The following is a 24,318-nucleotide window of genomic DNA, read 5'->3' on the forward strand; positions in this document are numbered from 1 at the left end:
GGCTCGAGGGGGGTGCGTCGAGGCGCACGAGCCAGGACGGGAGAAACGAGGCGATGGATTCGTCCAGCATCCTAGATGGGCGAAGCTAACATGGTCGCTCCCTCCCGAGAGGGCTGCGTTCGGGGGCGCGACCTCGATCGAAATGTCGGTGGACGCTCTGCGTCACACCCCCTCCAGGAGCCCCTCCACCACTGTCTCCGGCACCCACTTGCTCCACCCCACCGCGATCACATCATCCCCCGGCCGCACCGCCCCCGGCACATCCGCCGACGTCACCAGGATCGCCTTCGGCCACCCCCGCAGCGCCCCAGCGTATTCCCATCGATACACGATGGCTTCGTGAAAGCCCTGGAGGACGTAGCTCGCATTCTCGGTCAGCTTGATCTCGACCACCGCGGCCCGCCGCTGCCCATCTTTCTCGACCACCACGGTGATATCGGGCCGCAGACGTCCAGCGCGCCCGCCCATATAGTACTTTGCCCCATCGTCACGCGGGCCTGGGTCGAGGTGACATTGATTGTAATAGACCTGCACGCGCGCGCCGTCGCCTCGCTCGAACGACGCCACTTCGTCGCGATTCGCGTGCACGAGGGACCGATGGAACTCGAAGCGCTCGCCCTTCGCCCCCTGGGCTGCCTCGAGCTTGCTCCACAGCGCCTGCAGGAGCCGGATCACCACGGCGATCTCGAAGCGTGTGTGCTCCTCGATGGGCGTCAGCGCGCCCTCGGCGAGCATGGTGGCGATGGCGTTCGCCTCGGTCGCGTCGAGGCCCTGCCGCAGCGCCTTGTGCCACGTGAGCGCTGCGCCATAGCCGCGGTGCGCCGCCCCCTGCGCGCCGAGCTCGTGCTGCGGGGTGATCGGCTCCGAGGGCACCTCACGCAGCGCCGTCGCGCTCAAGATGCGCCTTAACTCGCCCTCGGCTCCCTGCGCGTCAGCACCCCACCCGTGCTTCGCGAGTACGTCCGCCTTGCGCAGGTCGATCAAGAGCCGGAGCAGCCGCTCGGCCACCGCCCGCACGAGGATGTTCTCCGGCAGGGCGAAGCTCGGGTCCCGCGCTTGCGTCACGTAGCGCGAACGATCCCCGCTGGCCTGTTGATAGGAAGTCCGCCGGACGTCGAGCCGGCCCTGAAAGCCGCCTCGCCAGTCGCGCGTCGTGATGTCGGCCCGGGAAGGCAGGTTCCGGGCGAGGTCGGGCAGGAGCTGCATGGCGAACGCGCGCAGCTCGGCGATCCGCGGCGCCACCGTGCTCACCGCGCGGAGCAAGGCGAGCTCATGGTTCCTCCCCGTGATCCGCGCGAGGAACCGCGCCGCCTCCTCGACCGCGATGGCCTCGACCCGCGAGCTCGGCAACAGATAGCCCGGAAAATGGGCGCGGACGAACGCCTCCCAGCCGCCGTCGCTCATACCTCGCCGAAGGTCTGGTGCGGGAAGAGCTCCTCATAACGACGCCGCAGCCGGACCACTGCCTCTGCTGACGTCCAGCCCGTGAGGCTCGAAAGAAGGGCCCGGAGCACCTTCGCCGCCGGCTCCTGCGGTAGCCCCTCGAGCTGCGGCAAGAGGTACATGGCCATGGCCTCCGCGAGCCCATCTCCAGAGGCCTGTCGGCGCCGCATGTAGTGCACCATGTCGAGCGCCACGGCGGGGCCGATCGCGCGGTGGGCGAGCAGGCTTGCTGTGCTGAACAGCCGCGTGAGCGGCCCGAGGGCGCCCTCGGCCAGCGGCGGCGCGACGCCCTCGCGGCGGGCGTGCGCCTCGAGCAGACGCGCATAGGTCGCGTCGTCGGGGGCGTCGACGTGGATCATCGCGAAGCGCCGCTGCACAGCGTAGGACAGGCGGAAGAGCGACGTCTTGTCCCAGGTGTTCATGGTCGCGATCACCCGGAACGTCGGCGACACGCGGTAGGTGTGGGACTCGTGTGGCCCGATCGATATGGTCCTGCCGTCCTCGCCGAGCAGGGCGGTATCGATGGAGTGCCCCGACAGGACCGTCATCAGCTCACCGAAGGCGCGATCGACGTCGGCCCGGTTCAGCTCGTCGATCACCAGCCACTGATATCGCTCGACCGCGCGGAGGAACACCCCCGGCCGGAAGGTCAAGGCGCTGTTCTGCTGCAGCGCATAGCCGCCGATCGTGTCGAACGTGGTCCAGTCGGCCGACGCCGTGGCCACGAAGGCGCCCGTGCAATAGCCGTCATTCGCGGCGGCCCTCGCGAGCGCCTGGGCGAGCTGCGTCTTGCCCGTGCCGGGCGGGCCGACGAGGAGCAGGTGCTTGCCTGCCGAGAGGGCAGCGCAGGCCTGGGCAAGCAGGCCGGCCGGGAGCTCGAGATCGGACGCGAAGGGACCGGCGAGCTCGGTCGTCAGATCGAGGGTCTCATCGAACCAGGCCGATGGAGCCGTGCTCGCGTGCGGCTCGGGCGGGGCGGGAATGGTCGTCCCTGGCGGGGTCACCAGGTCTTCGTCCACGTCGTCTCCGGTCACGGCGCTGGCACTGAGGATGCTGCGATCGGCGAGCAGCTCGTCGAGCCGCGTCCGAATGCGGGCTTCTTCTGTCGCGTGATCGGCGAGGATCTGCCGGCCGAGATCCGTCAGGGCGTCCCCGTCGCCCTGACGCTCCGTGGCCCCGAGCGACAGGAGCCAGTTTCGACGGAAGGATACCTGGTTGCTGGTTCTCCAGTCCTTCTCGAGGAGCTCCGTCAACAGGTTCCTCGCGTTGGTCGTGTCCATCCGGCCCAGGGCGTTCGCGATGACCAGCACTTCGAGGAATCCGGTGTAGGTCTCGTGAAGTCGCTCGAAGAGCGCTTGTGGCCGCGGGTTCTCCAGATACGACTCCCCTCCGGGCGTGAGCTCGAGGCGATCGTCGGAGAGCCTCACGAGGCCCAGGTAGAGGAGCAGATTGACGTAGCCTTGCCGTGCCGTGTCGCCCGTGACCTCGTACCGATCGCGCAGCAGCGCGAAGAACTCCGCCTCCGGTAACCGGCGATCGCGCAGCTCCGAGAGGAGCGTGTCGAGCGTCTGCTTGTAGTGTCGGACCCCTCCCGGCAGCGGCCAGACACCATCGCGCCGCGCATCGGCAGAGGGCCTACGCGCGGGCTCGACGACCTCCGCGACGGCGGGGCCCGCCGGGGGCTCGCCGTTCGCGAGGGCGAGCGCGGCGAGGTCGAACAGGGGTTCGCCTTCGATGCCTCCCTCGCCGTCGCGAAGGAAGAAGGGCAGCTTGAGCAAGGCGAGGTGCGCGAGGCGTCGAAAGCCCTCCTCGGGCGAGGGGACGACCTCGCCATCGGGCAAGCGAACGGCGAAGGCCTCCATGTTCCAGGGCGATACGAGGGGCAATCCGGCGCGCTCGACGGCGCCTTTCAAGGGCAGGCTCCGCTGGCGAAACGCCTCCTCGGAGTCCTCGTCCCTCCGCCGCGACGTCGAGAACGCGGCCGGAACGGGCACGACCTCGCCGTCCAGCCGATCGCGCAGCCGGAGCGCCACCGTGGTCCACAGGATCTCGCGGTTGGTCGACACGACGTTGACCTTGATGCCCACGAGGTGCCGGTAAGCGCCCATCGTCTGCCACCAGGCCACGCTGAAGAGCAACTCGGTGCTGCCGCCCGGCCAGGTGCAGCGCAGGCGCACGGCGCGGGGCAACGGCCCGTCCACGGCCTGGTCGAGCCCCTCCAGCCCTCGCGCTGGCCACGGTGCAGCCGGGAGGCGCTCGACCGCGACCTGGACGGGCCTTGCCTCGACGGTGAGATCCATCGGCGCCGCGGCGTCGAGGAGGGATCGCAACGCGCGCAGGGCGATGCGGTTGGCATCGGGGCGATCGGTGGTCGCCGCGGTGGGCGGGTGCGTCGTTCCAGAGGCCATCAGGGGCGCTTCGGAGCGCATCGCGCGTTTCCTCCTGGCCGGACGAGGTGCACGAGAGCGTCAGCGCTTGTCGAGAGCGGGGGCACGATGGAGAAATCTACACAGATCCAGGGTTGCTGTCAGCCTCGTTGCTACACCTCCATGCTGAACGCCCTTGAGCAGCCCGACGGTGAACGGACCCAACTGGTGGAGGCGCGCTCCGGCGCGCAGCGCCCCCGAGCCCTGGTCGGGGACCCCGCCCGCGCCATGCCCGAGCCGGTCCCGGGCATGAGCCGGCATGCCGCGACGAAGCCGCATGGAACAAGATGTCATGAGGAGCGCCACTTATGCAATCAAGTTGCATCAATGGCCAGGCGGCGCTAGTGGTGTCGCATCCAGCAGGTCATGCCGATCCGGCGCCGCTGCCGCGGAACGCGACCTGACGCCGATTGTCAAGGAGGGCACCTCGTGCGCGATATCATCAAGCTCGTCTCGTCTGCAGAAACGGGTTACTGCTACTACACGACGAAGAACAAACGGACGATGACGGAGAAGATGCAGATGAAGAAGTACGATCCGATCGCCCGCAAACATGTGGTCTTCACGGAAGGGAAGATCTCGAAGGGAGGAGGCAAGTAGTCGCGACTCCACAGCTCGCGGCCATGCAGCCAGCGTGGCCGCGCCGCGCAGCAGCGCGCCCCGCCGAGGCCGCGTCAGCCGGCCTGTAGGGAGCGTCTCAGGACAGGAGCTGCGCCGGCTCGGCCTCGCGCTCCTGTTCATCCGGCTCACTCGCGTCCTCCCACGCCGGGAAGGGATCCTGGAACCGGCTCCAGGCAGACGGCCCCGCGGCCATCTCGTCCGGCGTGAGCAAGCAGGCGTCGAGCCCGCGCGTGAGCTCCTCTCGGGCCATGTCGACGCCGATGAAGACGATCTCCTGCCGCCGGTCCCCCCAGACCGGATGCCACGCGGCGGCCGGCCGGTCGTCCTCCGGCCGCTCCTCCTCCGGCAAGGCGGCGTACCAGAGGCCGGCCGCCTCGAACGAGGCGGCGCCGCCCGCCTGCGACCAGGCGCCTGTGATGTCCATGCGCGTCGCCAGCCAGAAGAACCCCTTGGAGCGGAGCACTCCATCCCAGGCGGCCGCCCCGTGGAGGAAGGCCCAGAGCCGCTCCGGGTGCATCGGGCGCTCCGCGGAGTAGACGAAGCTCTCGATCCCGTACTCCTCGGTCTCGGGGACGTGCTCTCCGCGCAGCTCCCGCATCCAGCCGGGCGAGCGCGCCGCTTCCTCGAAATCGAAGCGCCCGGTGCCGAGGATCTCCCGAGGATCGACCCGGCCGCGGCAGGCCCTGACGATCCGGGCGCCGGGGTTCAGGTGCAGCAGCATCGCCGTGAGCCGCTCGACCTCGTCATCGCTCACGAGATCCGTCTTGTTGAGCACGAGCACGTTCGCGAACTCGATCTGCTCGACGAGCAGATCCGCGACCGTGCGCTCGTCGTCGCCGTCCAGCGCGGCCTCGCGCGCGCGCAGGTCGTCGGCGCTCGTCCAGTCGGCGAGGAACCGCTGCGCGTCGACGACGGTGACCAGCGTGTCGAGCCGGGCGACCTCCGAGAGGCTCTTGCCCGTCGCCGGATCGTCGAAGGTGAACGTCTCGGCGACCGGGAGCGGCTCCGAGATGCCCGTCGACTCGATCAGCAGGTAGTCGAAGCGCCCCTCGGCCGCCAGGCGAGCCACCTCGATCAGAAGGTCCTCCCGGAGCGTGCAGCAGATGCAGCCGTTCGACATCTCGACGAGCCGCTCCTCCACGCGGCGCAGCGCCGCGCCCCCGCCCCGCACGAGCGCGGCGTCGACGTTGACCTCGCTCATGTCGTTGACGATCACCGCGACGCGCAGCGAATCGCGGTTCGCGAGGACATGGTTCAGCAGCGTGGTCTTGCCGGCGCCCAGGAAGCCGGACAGCACGGTCACAGGAAGCTTTTGCGTCACGTCGAGGTCCTCTCTCGCCAGCGCCGGCGCGCTCCAGCGCATGCGGGTACGCCTGCCGCGCGCGCGGCGTGGGGTGAACAAGGCGAACCCGCGGCTACGGCGCGATCGGCCGGGCCCCGGTCTGGCGTGCGCTCGCTTTAAAGCAACTTGATTGCATTTACAATAAAATATCCTCTGTCGCCGAGAGGTACGCCGGACACCTCACGCGCGGGCCGGCGCGCCGCCGACCCGCGCGCCGAGACCGACCCGATCGCCGCGCCCAGCGCGGGCCGCCGTGCCGCCTGGTCGCTCGCCTCGACGGGCGCCGGCTCGGCGCTACGGTAGCCGCGTGGCCGCGACAGGCTCCCCGACGGCCCAGCGCGCCGCTCCCGCGGCGCGGGAGTGGGCCGTGCTGGCGGGGCAGGTCTGGCGGCTCGCCTGGCCCGCGATCACGCACATGCTGCTCCTGACGCTGGTCTTCCTCGTCGGGCGCGGCATGGTCGGTCGCTACTCCACGACCGCGCTCGCCTCGATGCAGATCTGCGGGACGCTCACGTGGACCATCGTCTCCGTCTTCAGCGCCACCTCCGCCGGCACGCTCGCCGTCGTCGCGCGCAGCGTGGGCGGCGGCGATCGCGCCGCGGCCGCCGCCGCGGCGCGCGCCTCGCTCCTCTTCGCCCTCGCCCTCGGGGCGGCGATCGCGCTGCCGCTGTTCGTCGCCTGCGGCCCGCTGCTCCGCGCGCTCTTCCCGCACGCCGGCGGGGCGGTCATCGAGCAGGCGGCCGCGTACCTCGGGATCGTGCTGCCGGCGCTCCCGTTCGCGTTCGTCGAGGCCACCGCCGCGGCGGCGCTGCAGGGCGTCGGCGACACGAGGACGCCGCTCGCCGTGGCCACCCTCGGCAACCTCGTCAACGTGGCGATCAGCGCCGTCCTGATCTTCGGCCACCTCGGGCTGCCCGCGCTCGGCGTGCGCGGCGCGGCCGTCGGCGTCGCGTGCACCATGGCGACCGAGGCGCTGCTGCTCACCGCGGCGCTCCTGTCGCGATCGAGCCCGCTGCCCCTCCGGTCAGCGCCGGGCGCCGCCCCGCGGGCGAACGCCGCGGCGCTCGCGCGGGTCCTCCGGGTCGCGCTGCCGGCGTTCGCCGAGCGCTCCGCCTACCACGCCGGCTACATGGGGTTCGTCGCGATCATCGGGCTGCTCGGCGCCACCGCGATGGCCGCGAACCAGGCGCTCATCGCCGTCGAGTCGGTCTGCTTCCTCTCCGCCGAAGGGTTCGGCATCGCCGCCGGGGCGCTCATGGCGCAGCGCCTCGGCGCGCGCAGCCCCCGCGACGCGGCGCGCGTGGGGCTCGTCGCGGCCCTCATGGCCATCGTCGCCCTCTCCGCGTTCGGCGTCCTGTTCGCGCTCGTTCCGCGCCCGCTCCTGCTCGCGTTCTCCAGCGACCCCGCGCTCCTCGCCCTCGGAGAGCGCGCGCTCCCCGTGGCCGCCGTGGCGCAGCCGTTCATGGCGTTCGCCACGGTCATGGGGATGGGGCTCCGCGGCGCCGGCGACACCCGGACCGTGCTCGCCGTCACGCTGGTCTGCTCGCTGCTCGTCCGGCTCGGCGGGACGTGGCTGTTCGCGGTGACCCTCGGCCACGGGCTCGTCGGCGTCTGGATGGGGAGCACCGCCGACTGGATCTGCCGCAGCGCCCTCCTCGCCGTCGCCTTCGCGCGCGGCCGCTGGAAGTCCCTCGCCGTCTGACCCGCGCCCGGCGCCGCCCCGCGCCCCCGCGGCTCAGGCCCGCTTCCGCCTGTCCGGGCGCAGCACGCCGAGGAGGATCACGTCGACCACGTGAGCGAGCTGGGCCTCGTCCACGACCGTGCGTTCCGCCAGCATCCGGTGCCGGAGATAGGCCGCGAGCAGCTCGCAAGGCAGCAGCGGATCCGCGCTCGGCGCGAGCTCGCCGCGCGCGACCGCGGCCTCGATGATGGCCCGCAGCCCTGCCTCCTGGACCGCGCGCAGCGAGCGGGCGATGGTCATGAGCTCCGAGTCGGGCCCCTCCGACAGGAACACGTGAAAGAGGCTCTGCCCCACCGGCGACGTCTGGATCTCGATGATCGCGCGCCCGAGCGCGACGAGATCTCCACGGAGCGAGCCCGTGTTCGGCGGGATGATCTTCTCGTCCGTGACCGACAGGAGCGCGGCCCGCACGAGGTCCTCCTTCGTCGGCCAGCGCCGGTAGACGGTGGTCTTGTTGACCCCCGCGCGCGTCGCCACGTCCTCGATCCGGAGCGCGCGATACCCCGCGCTGGCGAGCTCCTCCAGCGTGGCGGCGAGGATGCCCCGCACGACGGGCTCGCCGCGCACGAGCGCGCGCGCCTTCGCGGAGCCCCGCTTCGCCGTGCGCTTCGCCGTCGTCGCCTGCATCGGCCGCCATTGAAGTTCCGCCGCGCGGCACACGCCAGCCCAATTTCACGGCGTGGCCGGCTATCGCACCTTTTCGTTGCGATCATCGCAACCGATGGTTGCGGTCGGCTTCGGCCGTGTTATACCCATCGCAACTGTCGGTTGCGATCGCCTGGGCGCCGGCGCGCCCGAGCGGTGAGGTCGGAGGCTGGGCGACGGGGGAACGAGCGGACGGCGCAGCGCACCGGCGCGTGCGCCGACGCGCGTGGCGCCGTGCTCCGCCGAGGGCCGTGCTCCGCCCGCATCAGGCCGCTCCGCGACCGACGCTGCCCCGAGGGACCCTTGAGCCACACCACGACGAAAGGCCGCGCCCGAAGCCTCCTCCTGCTCCTCGCGCTCGCCGCCGCAGCGGCGGGCTGCGGGACCAGGGCCAGCGCCTCCACCGCCGCCGAGACGAACGGGCCCAAGGCCCGCGTCGAGACAGCGGAGGTGCGCGAGCAGCCCATGCCGCGCAGCATCGCGCTCACCGGCACGCTGCGCGGGGATCGGGAGACCGATCTCGCCGCCAACGCGGTCGGCCGCGTGGTGGAGACGTTCGTCGAGCGCGGCGCCGAGGTGAAGAAGGGCGACCTGCTCGCGCGCCTCGACGTCCGCGCCGCCGCGCTCTCCGCCGCGGAGGCGCAGGCGAACGCCGCGCTGACGCGCGCCCAGGAAGAGACGGCGAAGCGCGAGTGCGAGCGCTACAGGGCGCTGCTCGAGAGCGGCGCGATCTCCGGCGTCGAGCACGACCGGATCGCCGACCAGTGCCGGAGCGCCCCGCTCTCGGTCGCGGCCGCCTCCGCCCGCGCCCGCGCCGCCGCGCAGAGCGTCGGCGACGGCCAGATCCGCGCGCCGTTCGACGGGGTGGTCGCCGAGCGCTTCGTCGACGTCGGCGAGTACGTCCGCCAGGACTCCCGGGTCGTCGCGCTCGTCTCGAAGGGCGCGCCGCGCCTCCGGTTCACCGTGCCCGAGGCGAGCCTCGCGGCCGTCAAGGCCGGCGGCGCGCTGACGTTCACCGTGCCGGCGTACCCGGGGCGGTCGTTCGCGGGCACGGTGCGCTGGGTAGGCGCCGCGGTCCGCGAGACCACGCGCGATCTCGTCGCCGAGGCCGAGGTGCAGGACCCCGACGGCGCGCTGCGGCCGGGCATGTTCGCGTCCGTCGCGCTCGCCACGGCCGAAGCGCCGAGCCCGGTGGTGCCGAGATCCGCCATCGTCCCGCGGGACGGGCGCGCGCACCTGTTCGCCGTCGTCGACCATAGGCTCGAGGAGCGCGTCGTGCAGACCGGCGTGGAGAAGGGCGACGCCGTGGCCGTCCTCCGCGGCGTCCGCGCAGGGGAAGCGATCGTCATCAACCCGTCCGAGGCGCTCCAGAACGGCCAAGCCGTGGAGTGAGGTCGTCATGCAGTGGCTCGCTCGCGTCTGCGTCAAGAGGCCCGTCTTCGCGTCGGTCCTCATGCTCGTCATCGTGGTCCTCGGCGTCGCCGGCTACACCCGGCTCGGCCTCGACCAGTTCCCCGACATCGACGTCCCGTACGTCGTCGTCACGACGCGCCTCGACGGCGCCGCGCCCGAGGAGGTCGAGGCCGAGATCTCCGACCGGATCGAGGGCGCGGTGAACACCATCAGCGGCATCGAGGACCTGCGCTCGACGTCGACCCAGGGCGTGAGCCAGGTCGTCGTCGGCTTCGTGCTGGAGAAGGACGCCGACGTCGCGGCCCAGGAGGTGCGCGACAAGATAAGCGTCGTCCTGCCCAGCCTGCCCAAGGGCGTCGATCCGCCGATCGTGAGCAGGATCGACCTTGGCGCGGCCCCGGTGCTGCTCGTCTCCGTCGCGTCCGATCAGCCGATCCGCGAGCTCAGCGAGATCGTCGACAAGAGGGTGCGCCGGCAGATCGAGAGCATCTCCGGCGTCGGCCAGGTCAGCCTGATCGGCGCGCAGAGCCGGCAGATCAACGTCTGGCTCGACCCGATCGCCCTGCGGGCGCAGGGGATCACCGCGGCCGAGGTGCAGCGGGCGATCGCGGCGCAGAACCTGATGACGCCGGGCGGCAGCGTCGAGACCGGCCCCGAGGACCTCACGCTCCGCGTGATGGGGCGCGTCGAGTCGCCCGAGGCCCTCGGGCGCATCGTCCTCCGGGAGCAGGACGGCCACGCCGTGCGCCTCTCGGACGTCGCCCGCGTCGAGGACGGCCGCGCGGAGGAGAAGACCTGGGCCCAGCTCGACGAGCGGCGCACCGTCCTCCTGTCGGTGGTCAAGCAGTCGGGCCAGAACACCGTCGCCGTCGTCGACGCCGTGAAGGCGCGCCTCGACGAGGTGCAGCGCTCGCTGCCCGAGGGGACGAAGATCGAGGTCGTGCGCGACGGTTCGCGCGTGATCCGCACGGGCATCGCCGCCGTGAAGGAGCACCTCGTGCTCGGCGCCCTCCTCGCCGCGGCGGTGGTGCTCCTCTTCCTCGGCAACGCCCGCAGCACGCTCATCGCGGCCCTCGCGATCCCGATCTCGGTCGTCGGCACGTTCGCGGTGATGTGGATCGCCGGGTTCACGCTGAATTTCCTCACGCTGCTCGCGCTCGCGCTCGCCGTGGGCATCGTCATCGACGACGCCATCGTCGTGCTCGAGAACATCGTCCGGTACATCGACGAGAAGGGCATGAAGCCGTTCCCGGCCGCCGTGCTCGCGACGAAGGAGATCGGCCTCGCGGTGCTGGCGACCACGCTGTCGCTCATGGCGGTCTTCATCCCGGTCGCGTTCATGCCCGGGATCGTGGGGCGCTTCCTCAAGAGCTTCGGCCTCACGATGGCGTTCGCGATCGGGGTCTCGCTGATCGTCAGCTTCTCCCTCACGCCCTCGCTCGCCGCGCGGTGGCTCTCGGGGCACGCGCGCAACGCGCATGACGCCGCGCCGGCGCGGCCCTCGATCCTCGAGCGCGCCGTCGACGTGTTCTACCGGCCGATCGAGCGCGCCTACATGGCCGCGCTCTCATGGGTGATGAAGCGTCGCTGGGTGATCGTCGTCGCCTCGGCGGTCGCGCTCGGCTCGTGCGCGCCCATCGCGAAGACGCTGCCCGCCGGCTTCCTCCCGGAGGACGATCAGGCGCAGTTCGAGATCAACATGCGCGCGCCCGAGGGGACGAGCCTCACCTCGACCCGCCTCATCGCCGAGCGGATCGCCGGCGACGTGCGCCGGCTCCCGGGCGTCACCCGGACCCTCCTGACCGTGGGGGAGGGCGAGCAGCAGGCCGCGAACGTCGCGAAGGTCTACGTGATGCTCGTCGACCCGGAGCAGCGCGCGCTCGGGCAGCTCGCGATCATGCAGCGGGTGCGCGAGGAGATCCTCGCGAAGCTGCCGAAGGAGCTGCGCGTCACGGCCGGCGAGGTGCAGGCGATCTCGTCCGGCGGCCAGTCCTCGGCCAGGATCCAGGTGGCGATCCAGGGGCCGGATCTCGACCGGCTGGGCGAGTACGCGGCGCGCATCACCGAGGAGCTGCGGAAGGTCCCCGGCGCCGTGGACGTCGACAACAGCCTCGTCGTGGGCAAGCCCGAGCTCCGCGCGACCATCGACCGCGACCGCGCCGCGGATCTCGGCGTCCAGGTGGCCGACGTGGCCGGCGCGCTCCAGCTCTTCGTCGGCGGGCTCAAGGTGTCGACGTACTCGGAGGCCGGCGAGCAGTACGACGTCCGCGTGCGCGCCGACGCGAAGCACCGCGCCGACGCCGAGAGCCTCGCGTTCCTCACGGTGCCGTCGTCCAAGCACGGCGCCGTCCCGCTCCACAGCGTGGTCACGATGGAGCCCGACAGCGGCCCCTCGTCGATCGGCCGCCTCGGCCGGCGCCGGCAGATCACGATCAGCGCGAACGCCGCCCCCGGCGTCGGCGACTCGGCGGTGCAGGCGGCGCTCGACAGGATCATCGCCGAGCAGCGGATGCCGGCGGGCTACTCCGCGCAGCCCGTGGGCAGCTCCAAGAACACGGCGAGCACGGCGGCGAGCTTCGTCGTCGTCATCGGGCTCGCGTTCGTGTTCATGTACCTCATCCTCGCGGCGCAGTTCGAGTCGTGGCTCCACCCGATCACGATCCTGCTCTCGCTGCCGCTCACGGTGCCCTTCGCGCTGCTCTCGCTCAAGCTCTTCGGCCAGTCGCTGAACCTCTTCTCCGGGCTCGGGCTGCTCGTCCTCTTCGGCGTGGTGAAGAAGAACGCGATCCTCCAGATCGATCACACGAACCACCTGCGCGCGGAGGGGATGCCGCGGCTCCAGGCGATCCTGCAGGCGAACAAGGACCGGCTCCGCCCGATCCTCATGACGACGATCGCCTTTGTGGCCGGCATGATCCCGCTCGTGCTCTCGCACGGGGTCGGCTCGGGCCAGAACCGGACGACGGGGGCCATCGTGCTCGGCGGCCAGTCGCTCTCCCTGGTCCTCACGCTGCTCGCGGTGCCGGTGGCGTACTCGCTCTTCGACGACGCGGCCGAGTGGCTCCGCCGCCGCCGGCGCAGGGCGGCGGAGGACAAGGGCGAGGCCGAGCTGGACGCGCTGCTCGGCGGGCCGGAAGCGAGCGCGCCGGCGGGCGGAGAGTAATGGAGTAGGGGCGTAGGGGCGCAGGCGCGCCGCGCTGCCGAGGCCCTCACGGCCGGCGCGCGGCGCGCCGCGCGCGATCGGCCGCCTCAGAGGATCGGATCGATGCGGTAGACCCGGCTCGTCAGCGTGTCGACGAGGTAGAGCTTGCCGTCCGGCCCGAAGGTGATCCCCGCGAGCGAGCCCGCGGGCAGGCCCGTGTCCAGGGTGCGGACCACCTGCCCCGCGGTGTCGAACGCATAGATCCTGCTGGTCGCGTGATCCGTGACGTAGACGAGGTCCTCGTGGACCTCGAGGCCGCTCGGGGCCTCGAGCGTCCCCGGGGGGACGAACTCGGTGAGCGTGGCGCCGTCCATGTGCCTGCGCACCTTGACCGGCTCTTGCCCGTCGAAGCTCGCGCCGGGCACGCCGCTCGTCGGATCCAGCTTGAGCAGCCGCTTGTGGCCGGTGTCGGCGACGTAGAGGCGCTCTTCCTTGGCGCTGTAGAAGATATGGCTCGACGTGGCCTCGACCCCGAGCACCTCGCCGGCGGCATAGCGGTAGATCTCGCCGTCGGAGTGGTCGTCGTGGCCGGGGCCGTGATCGTGGGCGAAGTCGTACCGGTCGAGCGCCTTGTCGTTGCCGTTGAAGACCCAGTAGACGTTGGCCTGCTCGTGCGCGATGCCCTTGCAGAAGGAGCTCGAGTGGAGCATGTCGAGGTGCGACCCGAGGCCGTCGGGCGTCTCCGTGGCGAAGATCGAGAGATCCGAGGAGAAGAGCGACGGGCCCATGAAGTAGTTGCCGCCGTTGTCGTTGTCGCCGCAGACCCCGAACGTGCCTGGGTGGCCGAAGGCGATCGCGGGCGGCTGGTCCATGAAGTGCGCCGCGGCGGGGTCGCGGAGGCGGACCCACGAGCCGTCCGGCGCGCCGGGCCTCGTGATGATGATCATGCTGTCGTCCTTGCGGTTGACGACCCAGAGCTCCTCGGGCCGCTCCGGGTTGAAGGCGAGGTCGGTCGGCTCGCGCTGCCGGTTCGGCTCGAAGACGGACACGAGCGCGACCGAGGACGGACTGCCATCCTTCACGCCGATCGGAGATCCCGGCGGCAGCTCGACGCACGCGCCGAGCGCCTGGTCGCACAGCGGCATGTCGGGCGTGGCGGCGCACTCCGGCGATGCACTACAGCGCGGCGTGGACGCCAGCGGGGCGTCGGCATCTGCCCCTGAACAGGCCGGCAGGAGCCCCACGCTGGCCAGGACGAGCACCCTCTGAAGCGTCATTCAAGCCTCCCGGTGAAGAGGAGGACATTCTGACCCGACCGGTCACGCCGGCCATCGCTTTGTGCCGTGGCGCGGTGGCGGAGGGCGGCCCTCGTGGGTAGCCTGGTGCGTCATGAGCGAGCGCGAGCCAGAGCGAAGCCCGGAGGGCGCGGAGCAGGCGAGGGGAGGCGCCGAGGACGCGCGGGCGGCGGGGGCGGTCGCGGCTCTCGTCGAGAGTCACCGCGAGTTTCTGCGCTTCCTGGAACGGAAGGTGGGCAATCGCGCCATCGCCGAGGACATCCTGCAGGACGCCTTCGTGCGGGGCATAGGGCGCATCGACAGCCTGCGCGACGAGGAGTCGGCCACGGCGTGGTTCTATCGGACCCTCCGAAACGCCGTGGTCGACCATTTCCGGCGGAAGGGCGCGTCGGAGCGGGCGATGGCCGCGCTGGCCGCCGAGCTCGACGAGGCGGCCCAGCCCGAGGTGGAGCACCGCGCGGTCTGCCAGTGCGTCCGGGCGCTGGCCGGCACGCTGAAGCCCGAGTACGCCGCCGCGATCCAGCGCGTGGAGGTCGACGGCCTCTCGGTGCAGGCCTTCGCCGAGGAGGCGTCGATCACCGCGAACAACGCGGCGGTGCGCCTCTTCCGCGCGCGCGAGGCCCTCCGCAAGCAGGTGGTCGCGTCGTGCGGGAGCTGCGCGGAGCACGGGTGCCTCGACTGCACGTGCGGCCCGGTGCCCCCGCCGCCGTCGAAGGGCGAGCCCGAGCCGAAGCGAGGCTGCGGGCACGGGCACGGCGGAGCGGGCTGACCGCTCCTGGAGCGGGGTCCGGGCGGGTGCCCTGCCCCATGAGCGATGGAAACGTCGGAGAGGGAACGCCTCCGTCCGAGTCCTTGCCTAATCGCCGGCAGCGAGGGCCGCCATGATCATGCCGAGCGTGCTCCAATCGACGGCGGGCTTCTGCAGCAGGTCGTCCAGGGTCCAGATCTCGACCGTGGTGCGCTCGTCAGCGTCCGCTCCGTGCACCGCCTCAGCGGCGGCGCACAGCACGTCAAGCTCGGGGGCGGTGAGCTCTGCGGAGACGACGTGCGCCCGGTGAGAGGACGTCGTGGCCGCGAGCTGGCGTGTTCCCACGACGCGCACGCGCGACGCATCGAGTTGCAAGCCGACCTCTTCGCGCACCTCGTCGAGCGCAACGCGCCGCATATCGTCGGTCACCTCGAACGACGATCCTCCCGGACACTCGCGCACGTAGCCGTCCGCCGTGGCTGCGGGGCTGCGAAACTCACGTATCAGCGCCACCCGCGTATCGCGCGGCCTGGCCCCGCGGTGGTGGAGCACCACCGCGCCGACGTCCGGTCGCGCCAGGACGACCTCGTTCTTCTTGTGACGCTTCTCGGCGGCGACCACGATGTCCACAAGAAGCGCGTAGTACAGGATCTGCTGCCGAGCGCCCACCCGGAAGACCCACTTTACGGTGGCGCCGGTTAGGGTATTTCCCGCCGCCTGCTGCGCGCCGTACCAGGCCTGAAAGGCCGGTGTGCGGAAGATATCCGCGGGGACCTGACACTCCCCTTGCCGCCGCGCCGCGCCAGCGCCGACACGGGCGAGGGCGCCGTCCACGGCCGCCGCCAGCGTCGGCGCAGGGATGACCTGCGCGCCATCGGTGAGCTGCCGGAGATAGTGGAGCTTGGGATCGTCGGGGGCGCCGAGGACCACTTTTCCGGAGTGGAGCCAGGCGCCGAGATCGACATGGGTGATGAGCGTCGACGCCGTGTCGAGCCGGCGCGGGACCCAGAACAGGATGCAGTCTGCGCGCCGCAAGCCCTCCTGTTCCCAGGCGCGTGGATCGCCGTCGGGGCTGGGCGCCATGTCGTCGCCTGGCTCGGGGACGAAGACGGTGCCGTCATAGCCCCGTTCCGCGAGGAGGCGGAGCGCCTCGCTGCGCCACGACGGGCTGCGCGCGTCGCTCGGCGCCGGTCCGGCCAGGAAGATGGCGCGGGTTACTGCGTCGGGGAACGGTTGACCTGTGCGGACGACGTCCATGCGTCGATCATAGCCGTGCCACGTGGCTCAGGCGAACGCTAACCGTGGGCGGACGGACCTGCTCTTCCGCCGCGGCGCGTAGGTCAAACAGGTGAGTCGTCAGCGCCTCAGCGCCGTGGTACGCCCGCGACGTCCCGCAGGTCCAGGGGCCTCAGCAGAACGCCAGAGACCCGCTGGCCGGAGCGCCGCGCGTTATGGCGTCGCCATGCTCTCGGGCTGGGTTTCCCCATGAAATCCCACCAAGGAGACAAGCAAGCACAGCCGTGAATCAATCTTTGGATCCATCCAGCTCCTGTTCGAGCTCCTTGATCACTTGCTCGATCGGCACGGCCTCGATGTGGGGAAGGCCGGCGTCCGATGCCGGAGGGGAAATAAGCACGGGCTCCGCCGTTGCGAGCCGCGCTCCCTCGACGACTACGCGCACTGCTCTCAGGATCCGCTGCTGCTGGTCCAACGGGGCGTCACGAGACGTCGTGAAGAGGTGCACACGCTCGGCGTCACTGGCAGCTAGGACCATCCCCGTGGGCGCAAAGCCGGCGGAAAACACGTACGTCCCGAAATTGCGCAAACGCAGGAGCGCATCCTTGCGCGACAAATCCCATACGTGCAGCGTCCCGCCGGCGTCGCCGGTCGCCAGCAGATGCCCACCAGGAGAGAACGACACCGACTGTGGCCATTGTTCCAGGCGAAATTCGTGCTCGCGCTTCTCAGTCGCCACGTCCCAGACTTGGACCGTCCTGTCTCGCACCGCCGTGGCCAGATGTTTCCCGCTTGCTGAGAAGGTCACGGCAAATACCTCGTCGTCGTGGCGGAACGTCTTGATGGCGCGCGCGTTCCGGTAGTCCCACAATCGAACCGAGCCATCAGCGCAGGCGGTCGCGAGTGTGTTTCCGTCTGGCGAGAATGCCATATCGTTTATTTTTCCAACGTGGCCGCGGAGCGGAGCCAACTCGAAGCCCGATGCGAGATCGAAGAGATGCGCTGGGCTGTCCCATGCCCCATCTGACGCGGTGCCACCCCAAGCGATTGTCCGCCCGTCTGGGGCGACCGCCACCGCTTCGACCCATCCCGGGTAACTCCAGCGCTGCACGACCTTCACACTCGCGGGATCCCAGAGCGCGACCCCGTTTTCCATCTCAGCGCTGAGCAGCTTGGTGTCCTTTGCCAGAAAGGCGAGCCGCGCCACACGATGACCGTCCTCGGGCCGCAACTCCTTGATCTCGCGCCGCGAATCCACATCCCATAGTTTGATGGTGCGCCCCGCGGTCGCGAGTATGTGGCCGTCGCTGGAGAATGCCAGGCGTGTGGGCGCGTGCTCGGCCGCTATCAGGCTATCAGCTCGCTGCAGGCGAGGTGCCCACTCGAGCAGAATACCGTCCATACCCGTGGAGACAATTCGAGGTCCCTTAGATGTGTCGAACCATAGAACCGACGAAACGGGCCCCGTGTGACCGGTAAGGCGCGCCATGACGCCGCCGCGGACGTCCCAGACCCCAACCGTCCAGTCCTCGCTCGCCGACGCGATGTAGCTTCCATCGGGAGAGAACGAGAGAGAGACGATGGGTGCATCGTGTCCGCGCAGGTGCGTCGCCGGTACTCGTGTTCGCGCGTTCCATATGCGGATGACGTGGTCGAGCCCTGCGGCAGCGACGACCCCGCCATCCGGGGAGAACTGCACTGCGGTCACCGGCCGTGGATCCAGGACCGACGAAGCCTCCGCACTTTCCTCGATCACGTTCCACAGGCGGAGGCCGGACATGCTGCCGAGAGCCAGGGACCTCGCGTCAGGCGCGAAGGACATCATGCGTATGTGCTCGGAGTCCTTGAGTTGCTTGATCTCCCGATCTTGCTCCAGGTCGAAAACATGGGCCACCAGCCCGACGGCGGCAGCGAGAAGGTGCCCGTCAGGCGAGAACGTCACCACCGGCCAGTCGTGGGAAATCTCGACGTCGATGTAGTCCGCAGGGACACGCCATCGGTGGGTTTCCTTGCCTGACCTGACGTCCCATACGATAACGGCACCACTTTTTGTCGCCGATGCCAACAAGGCTCCGTCCATCGACACCGAGCAGGAATAGGCAAATTCCTGGCTCGTTTGCAGCATGGAGATCTCTCTCGCTGTGTCCAAATCCCAGAGGCTCACGCCGATGCCCAACTGCCTCGTTACCGAAAAGTGCCCGCCGATCGTCGGTCCTGCGACGTGAAAGAGTGCGGACGGCGCACGCAGCTTGACGATCGGCTCGAATATCAGCGACTCGGCGATTCCAGCTCCCCAGCTCGCCTGCTCGGAGTCGTTGAAGGTTCTGGCGGTGGAGAAGAATACGGCCGCGGCATTCCAGTCGCTCTGGCTTGCCGCTGAGATGGCCCGCTCGAGATACAGCGACGCAGTCTCCCTTTGTGCAGCGTCGCGCTCCTGGGTCGCGATCTGCGCATAGCGAACTGAGTTGCGCCAGAACACCGTAGACGTGACGGCGAGGGCAATGAGGACGATGACCGTCGTCCGCACGATCCACACGGTGTTCCGGTGCTGCCGAACCTCTTCGCCTTCCATTTCATCGAGGTCCAGGCCGTGCAGGGGAGCTGCCAGTTTCGCGATCGTCCGGCGGAACTCGGAATGAGATAAGGAGAGATGCGCGTCAGCACGAGCCCAGCGCAGATCGATGTAAAGTGGCTCGGCCTTGAAGGCCCGCTCCGCAACTCGCGGGATGGCCGTGGTGCGAGACCAGTCGAAATCGGACTGCTCCTGATCCCATACGATCTCGCCGTAGGTCAGGACGACGAAGATCCTCGACGGATCGCAATTCTTCAGCCACCAACGAAGTTCCTTGCCGACCCAAGGAGATGACGCTGCCTTGGGCGAAGCCATCAGGAGGAAGTAGCGCGATCTTTCGAGCGCAGCGACGATCGTTTGCCACAACCCCGGCGTCGCTTGCAAGTTCGTCTCGTCGCGGTAAATCCGGAGTGCCCGCGTACGGTACCAGCGACGCGCATAACGCTGAAGCGAAGCCTGAACTGCCGACGCGAGCTGCCGATCATCGGTGTGACTGTACGAGATGAAGCCATCGTAGACTAGGGGCGGGGGTTCTCGCGCGGAACGTTCGGGAGTCATCGTGCTCGTCATATCGCCAGATTTTCCGGAAAGACAACTGAGCCATGGTGCCAAGCTGGGTAACCGGTTCGAGGGAGGTGACTGGGACCTCGCTCATCCTCGTTCCGGCGGAAAATGTTCGTCAGCACAACTATAAGTCGATTGGTCAGCCGAAGCCGCCGTACCAGGTTTATCTAGCCCGTCGCATCTTGTGGTCTCCCTCACGGAAGGTCTCACGGATTGGCTCTGCGCCGCAAGGCCCAAATGCTGTCCAGTGCCATAGGATAGCAGGTGTTTCCCTCGTCAAGCCATTTCTCCCGGGTGGGCGAGAAGTGGCGGGCTCCACGCGCACTGGTCACGCAGCATCGCGTTGAGCATGGTCAGGAGCTTGCGCATGCAAGCCACGAGGGCGACCTTCGACGTCTTGCCCCGTGCAGTGAGCCGGCCGTAGAGGGCGGCGATGACGGGGTTGTGGGTCTTGGTGACGACCGCGGCCATGTAGAGCACGGAGCGCACGGCTGCCCGGCCGCCCCAGATGCTGCGGCGGCCGTATTCTCTGCCGCTGTCGTTGTTGAAGGGAGCAACCCCGACGAGCGCCGCGATCTGCTTGCGGTTGAGGGCGGGGGGTGTCAAGACAGTTGGCCGTTGACCTGGTCACATCCTCATGAGTGCTTGAGCCTCGTGAGCGTCGGGGTTGAGGGTCGCGGGACCGATGGGCGTCCAGTTGCGAGTCTGGCCAGTCCAGCGCAAGGGCGTCCTGCGGCGAGCCCGCTAATAGAGGGCATGGCGGGCGGCGAGCAGCGCGCCGTCGCGCCCCGGTGTCGGTCGTCGGGCGTGACGAAGCGGATGCTGCTGTGCAGGTGCTCGCCGTTGTACCACGCGACGAAGCGCTCGACCCAGTGGCGTGCCTGCTCCACGGTGGCAAACGGGCGGCGTGGGTACTCGGGCCGGTACTTGAGGGTTCGGAAAAGGGCCTCGGCGTAGGCGTTGTCGTCGCTGACGCGAGGGCGGCTGAAAGAAGTGCCGCGCCTGCTGAAGAACTCGCCCTCGCGCACGCCGACGGGATGTACACGCGCCTGCTGGGGCGGCTGGCCAAGATCGACGTGCTCGTGCTCGACGACTGGGGGCTCGCGCCGCTCAAGGACCAGGAGCGCCGCGACCTGCTCGAGGTCTTCGAGGACCGCCATGGCCTGCGATCGACGGTCATCACCAGCCAGATTCCCGTCGGAAAGTGGCACGATCACCTGGGAGATCCGACAATCGCCGACGCCGTCCTCGACCGCATCGTCCACAACGCCCACCGCGTCGCGCTGAAGGGCCCCTCGCGCCGCAAAGGCAAGGAGACCACGGAGATCACAGAGACCTGAACCCCAGACCCCCGACGGACCAGCGTCGCTTCGCTCCGAGGGCGATCACGATGCGCGATCGCGGTGATCACGATCGCGCGATCTGCGTGATCACGATGGGCGGTACCCGCACCGACAGCAAGCTCACGTACTCGGACCACATGCGAGGCGGCGAGCTCCGGATGTACGGCAGAGGATCGGCCATAAGAAGGTCTCGCGCCTGCGTCACGGCGCGGATGGCGAGGTCAAAGCTCTCCTGCATGATCGCAGCTTCCTCGGATCCCGGCCGGCTGTCCGTCCTCACGCCGGAAGGCATGTAGAGGGGCCGCTCCTCGAGAAGTGCGTCGATGTCGATGAACAGGTTGCGCGCGAAGCTACGCCCGCTCGGACCCGGGCTGGCCAGGAACGACTCCGTCGCGCACCACCCGCGCGAGCCATAGTCGTCCCCGGCATATCGCAGCGCGAGGAGCGTCGAAGCGCGCATCAGGTCCGGAAGCCGCCGCAGCGTCTCCAGCAGGTAGGACGTCTCGTCATCGCCCCGCGGTGGCTGCGGCACGCACGTGTAGTCGATCCAGACCGCGATCCGGCTCGTGAGCCACTCGGCGAAGGCAGGCGTCTCGAGCCCGAGCTTGCTCGCCGCCGTGGTCGCCTCGGAGCGCCGCGTCTCCGCGGGCACGAACGCGGGCTCCAGCGGCTCGAGCTCGAGGATCCGGAAGGCCGCGTCGAGGGCCTGCACCGTGCCCTCGGTGTCGAGCGAGGGGAGGTGCTCCGCGCGCTTGTCGGGGGGCACCAGGCAGGCGCGGACGCACGGCACGACGAGCTCGAGGAACCGGCGCAGCGCGCGGAACTGGCGCTGCCGCGGGTCGGGATCCTCGACCGTCTCCCAGCGGTGAGAGACGAAAAGCAGGCACAGCGGAGGCTCGACGAAGTCGAGCCGGCCGCCCCGGTCTCGCCGCGACTGGAAGTGCTCGAAGCGCTCGCCGCGGAGGAGGTCTGTGGCCGAGACGAAGTGAAACGAACGCGCAAGCCCAGCCCAGGTCCCGCTCATTTCTACCTCCAGGCGTCCGGTCTCCGAAACTACCAGGCGGCGAAGGACGCAGCGACGACAAACGCGGCCACGAGGTCACGCTCGGCGCCGTCGACCACGCAGCGACGCTGCACGAGCCGGTCGACCTGGTGCTCAGCTTGCGGGCCGCTACTGCTCATCAGGCGCCAGCTTGGTCCGAAGCCCCTTCAGGACGAGCGCGATCATCTCGGTCGTGTCGCGCGTGACGAAAAGCCGCTCGTTCTCCTCGTCCGTGAGCCCGTTGTCGAGCCCGCGGACGCCGAGCGCATTGAGCCTTCCAACGCGGCCAGGCAGATCGATTGGGGGCACGTCCTCGAAGCCCGCTGTTCCGGCGCGGGACGTATAATATTCTCGCAGCAACGCGCGCGTTCCGTTCTCGTCCTGGAAGGCTTGCGTGAGCGCGGCAGGGTTCTTGTCATGGAGCGCCTCGATGAGCGCCCGCGCCATTCCTCCGAAGGCGCCGATGAGGTAGATGGGCTTGCCGACGAAGGTCTCGAGCTCCTCGAGCAACCCCGGCCAGGGTGAAACGCCACGCAGCTGCCCGCCGACGAGGATCCGCGCGTGGCACTCCTTCGCCATGCGGAGACGTGTGTCGCGCATGCTCAACGCCCACGCGAAGTGGTGCTCGGGCACGAGATCGTTCGGCGGAGGGGGCCCCGGGAACCGCGCCGGGTCGAGTTCCTTCGGCCGCAGCTCTTCGTGCAGCTCGAAGGCCGGCGGGATCTTCGCGCGTGCGCCGACGTCGAGCGCTGCCGCTACGGGCCAGGCCGCGTACCAGTGCACGACGCCGGCGGGCAGCGGTCGTCCGGCATCCGCGGCGCTCCGCGCGAGATCCAGGAGCTTTTCGGTGTACCCCTTCACGCGAAGATCTCCCCCATAGGCGAGCTCTGCGCCTGCGGCGAGCAGGTGCGTCGAAAGCTTCACCCAGAGGCGGTCGCGCGCGTCGGCATCGAGGATGTGCGACTCGCTCTGCGGGGAATCCGAGATGGAGATGGCCATTCGCTTGCCCGCGAGCGGCGCGCCTCCCGCATGACAGCCGGCCAGCGCCTGGGTCACGCTCGTGAGCCGCACGTCGGGACGCTGCCGCGTGATCAGCGCGATCTCGTACCGGGGCAGGGGCGGATCCGGATGCAACAGGAAAAACGTCGACCCGTCCGGCCTCCGATCAGGCAATGTCGGTAGCTCGGGCGAACGGCAGCAAATCTCGACAAGCTCGCCCTTCAGCACGTGGCTCCGGACGGCCTCTATCGTCGCGGCGTCGTGCTCGCTGCGCAGGAGCTCGAGCAGGGCGCTCGCCACGATCGTCCGGTGCATCGCCGGATTGCTGAGCTTCTCGGGGGTCGAGATGTCCCAGCGAATGGTTCGCAATTTACCGAGGTAACCGAGGCTCGACGGCTCGCCCTCTTCGAGTGCGTTGACGACGAGCAACGGCCGTTTCTGCGTCTTCGCGGTGATGACCTCCCAGCCGCACCAGTAACGGCTCGAGAAGCGATCGGTCTGGAGCACGATGACGACCGCGTTCTCGAACCCCGCTGCGAGATCCGACTCAAAATCATCGCCAGCGCTGATGCCGACCTCATCGAAGAAGCTCTTTCCCGCCGGTCGTGCCTCGATGAACTGCCTGAGCGCAAGCGCGGCCTCCCGGCCGCTCACCTGGCCATGAGGCAATTTGCAGTGGCTGATGAAGAGCTGCACCGCCCGCGGAGGCCCTGAGCGGTTCGCGAACCAGCGGGCGATCGCGTGCGTCGCGTACAGCACGAGGTCGTTCTCCCGATCGGGCTCAGGCACCCGGTCGAGCCGGATGGCTTGCTTCGCCGAATAGAGCGCACCGAGATTTGCGAAGTTCGGCGTCACCGTGCACGTGAGCAGGAGGTCGACCGCGCGCACGGCGCGGGCTTGTCGTGCGGCCCATTCGCGCCAGGCCTTGCTCGCGAGCATCGCGTCGTCGACGAGGAGCACGAGCGCCGTGCGGGCCGCCTCGCCCCAGGCGATATCGGGCAGCGGGGAATCGTCGGGGCCGCACCACACGGACACCGGGATGTTCGCCTCGGGGACCGCGTAGACGTCACGATCGCCTGTCAACCAGCGTGCGAGCCGCTGGGACCACGCTGCGCCGTGAGGGTTGCCTGCTGCGAAGACGATGTGGACGTGGAGGGGCGGCTCGTAGCGCATGCTCGACCTCGAGGACGGGACGTGCATCGATCCGTGTGGTTCAGCACGCTACCATCCGCGCAGCCACTTGAGGAACCCCCGGTCACGGCTTGTGGCATGCGCATGGCGCCCTCGCGCTCGGGAGCGGGGTGATGTGCATCCCGGAGATGCGGTCGCGTCACGCCGACCGGCAGTCGACGTCCTCGCATCGGGCGCACGTCCCCTGCTCGGATGTCGCGCTGGGGGCGCAGGATGACCTCGCTCGCCAGCCGTGGAGCGGGACAACACGCCCCGCTGGCGTTCTTCTCAGCTATAAATCATCGCCGTCGAGCCATAAATCGAATTCGATATGCGTGTCTGCGTCCCGATTTGCCCAGAGTATTTACTCGTCAGTGTCGCGCGTCCAAGTCAGATCGATGTAGGGATAGAGCCCCAGGAACTCCTCGCCGCGGTACTGCGCTTCAAGGATGTGCAGCGCGGCAGCTGCGTGGGCGCCGGCACGCTTTTTTTTGATTGGCAGCGCCGCGCGCCGAGCGAGCTCGGGGATCGTGATGAGAGCCATTGAATACTCGGGGTCGCCGGATTATATAACAC

At 69.5% G+C, this 24,318-nt stretch carries 16 protein-coding genes and 3 pseudogenes; 6 read left to right on the top strand and 13 right to left on the bottom strand.

The window, feature by feature from the left end:
- Positions 1-162 precede the first annotated feature (162 nt).
- Together WMF12_RS42880 and WMF12_RS42885 are read right to left on the bottom strand one after the other, a co-directional pair.
- Positions 163-1,404, bottom strand: a complete 1,242-nt coding sequence (locus WMF12_RS42880; RefSeq protein ID WP_437854486.1) for a hypothetical protein — start codon at positions 1,402-1,404, stop codon at positions 163-165.
- Complete coding sequence (locus tag WMF12_RS42885; protein ID WP_437854487.1) at positions 1,401-3,872, bottom strand: AAA family ATPase; 2,472 nt, start codon at positions 3,870-3,872, stop codon at positions 1,401-1,403. The genes WMF12_RS42880 and WMF12_RS42885 overlap by 4 nt, the downstream gene beginning before the upstream one ends.
- 426 nt (positions 3,873-4,298) lie before the next feature.
- On the opposite strand from WMF12_RS42885, the gene rpmG reads away from it, so the two are divergent.
- Entirely contained in the window at positions 4,299-4,469 is a 171-nt protein-coding gene (rpmG, locus tag WMF12_RS42890; protein ID WP_437854488.1) for a 50S ribosomal protein L33, read from the top strand.
- Positions 4,470-4,566: 97 nt separating this feature from the next.
- Here the strand turns inward: rpmG and zigA are convergent, their stop codons facing one another.
- A complete protein-coding gene (gene zigA / locus WMF12_RS42895) occupies positions 4,567-5,853 on the bottom strand; it encodes a zinc metallochaperone GTPase ZigA (protein WP_437854489.1) in 1,287 nt (428 codons plus the stop codon).
- 286 nt (positions 5,854-6,139) lie between these two features.
- On the opposite strand from zigA, the gene WMF12_RS42900 reads away from it, so the two are divergent.
- Positions 6,140-7,534: an MATE family efflux transporter gene (locus WMF12_RS42900; RefSeq protein WP_437854490.1), complete on the top strand. Its 1,395-nt coding sequence runs from the start codon at positions 6,140-6,142 to the stop codon at positions 7,532-7,534.
- A 33-nt stretch (positions 7,535-7,567) separates the two neighbouring features.
- On the opposite strand, the gene WMF12_RS42905 is transcribed toward WMF12_RS42900, so the two are convergent.
- Positions 7,568-8,200 (bottom strand): TetR/AcrR family transcriptional regulator, encoded by a 633-nt coding sequence (locus WMF12_RS42905; RefSeq protein ID WP_437854491.1) that lies wholly within the window; start codon positions 8,198-8,200, stop codon positions 7,568-7,570.
- Positions 8,201-8,521: 321 nt separating this feature from the next.
- Here WMF12_RS42905 and WMF12_RS42910 point away from each other — a divergent pair, with 321 nt between their 5' ends.
- Complete coding sequence (locus WMF12_RS42910) at positions 8,522-9,610, top strand: efflux RND transporter periplasmic adaptor subunit (RefSeq protein WP_437854492.1); 1,089 nt, start codon at positions 8,522-8,524, stop codon at positions 9,608-9,610.
- A gap of 7 nt (positions 9,611-9,617) precedes the next feature.
- Positions 9,618-12,794, top strand: coding sequence for an efflux RND transporter permease subunit (locus WMF12_RS42915; protein WP_437854493.1), 3,177 nt, complete (start codon positions 9,618-9,620; stop codon positions 12,792-12,794).
- A gap of 86 nt (positions 12,795-12,880) precedes the next feature.
- Here the strand turns inward: WMF12_RS42915 and WMF12_RS42920 are convergent, their stop codons facing one another.
- Positions 12,881-14,050 carry a hypothetical protein gene (locus tag WMF12_RS42920; protein ID WP_437854494.1) on the bottom strand — a complete coding sequence of 390 codons (1,170 nt, stop codon included), beginning with the start codon at positions 14,048-14,050 and terminating at the stop codon, positions 12,881-12,883.
- 112 nt (positions 14,051-14,162) lie between these two features.
- Here WMF12_RS42920 and WMF12_RS42925 point away from each other — a divergent pair, with 112 nt between their 5' ends.
- On the top strand, positions 14,163-14,837 hold the full coding sequence (locus tag WMF12_RS42925; RefSeq protein ID WP_437854495.1) for an RNA polymerase sigma factor: 675 nt from the start codon (positions 14,163-14,165) through the stop codon (positions 14,835-14,837).
- Between the two features lie 87 nt (positions 14,838-14,924).
- Here WMF12_RS42925 and WMF12_RS42930 read toward each other — a convergent pair whose 3' ends face one another.
- The 4 genes and pseudogenes from WMF12_RS42930 to WMF12_RS42945 all read right to left on the bottom strand — a co-directional run.
- On the bottom strand, positions 14,925-16,073 hold the full coding sequence (locus WMF12_RS42930) for a nucleoside 2-deoxyribosyltransferase domain-containing protein (protein ID WP_437854496.1): 1,149 nt from the start codon (positions 16,071-16,073) through the stop codon (positions 14,925-14,927).
- Between the two features lie 268 nt (positions 16,074-16,341).
- Positions 16,342-19,194, bottom strand: coding sequence for a TIR domain-containing protein (locus tag WMF12_RS42935; protein ID WP_437854497.1), 2,853 nt, complete (start codon positions 19,192-19,194; stop codon positions 16,342-16,344).
- Between the two features lie 270 nt (positions 19,195-19,464).
- Positions 19,465-19,779: pseudogene (locus WMF12_RS42940) on the bottom strand (transposase); the annotation flags it as partial.
- Positions 19,780-19,815: 36 nt separating this feature from the next.
- Positions 19,816-20,180: pseudogene (locus WMF12_RS42945) on the bottom strand (integrase core domain-containing protein); the annotation flags it as partial.
- Positions 20,181-20,195: 15 nt separating this feature from the next.
- On the opposite strand from WMF12_RS42945, the pseudogene WMF12_RS42950 reads away from it, so the two are divergent.
- Positions 20,196-20,528, top strand: a pseudogene (locus WMF12_RS42950) (ATP-binding protein); the annotation flags it as partial.
- 67 nt (positions 20,529-20,595) lie between these two features.
- Here the strand turns inward: WMF12_RS42950 and WMF12_RS42955 are convergent.
- The 4 genes from WMF12_RS42955 to WMF12_RS42970 all read right to left on the bottom strand — a co-directional run bounded on the left by WMF12_RS42955 (position 20,596) and on the right by WMF12_RS42970 (position 24,286).
- The gene (locus tag WMF12_RS42955; RefSeq protein ID WP_437854498.1) at positions 20,596-21,555 is read right to left on the bottom strand and encodes a hypothetical protein; all 960 of its coding nucleotides are present in this window, start codon (positions 21,553-21,555) and stop codon (positions 20,596-20,598) included.
- A gap of 29 nt (positions 21,556-21,584) precedes the next feature.
- Complete coding sequence (locus WMF12_RS42960) at positions 21,585-21,713, bottom strand: hypothetical protein (protein ID WP_437854499.1); 129 nt, start codon at positions 21,711-21,713, stop codon at positions 21,585-21,587.
- A complete protein-coding gene (locus tag WMF12_RS42965) occupies positions 21,703-23,772 on the bottom strand; it encodes a hypothetical protein (protein ID WP_437854500.1) in 2,070 nt (689 codons plus the stop codon). The genes WMF12_RS42960 and WMF12_RS42965 overlap by 11 nt, the downstream gene beginning before the upstream one ends.
- A gap of 334 nt (positions 23,773-24,106) precedes the next feature.
- Positions 24,107-24,286 (bottom strand): hypothetical protein, encoded by a 180-nt coding sequence (locus tag WMF12_RS42970; RefSeq protein WP_437854501.1) that lies wholly within the window; start codon positions 24,284-24,286, stop codon positions 24,107-24,109.
- Positions 24,287-24,318: the final 32 nt, after the last annotated feature.

The organism is Sorangium sp. So ce363 (genome assembly GCF_051520435.1).
GTDB lineage: Bacteria > Myxococcota_A > Polyangia > Polyangiales > Polyangiaceae > Sorangium > Sorangium cellulosum_B.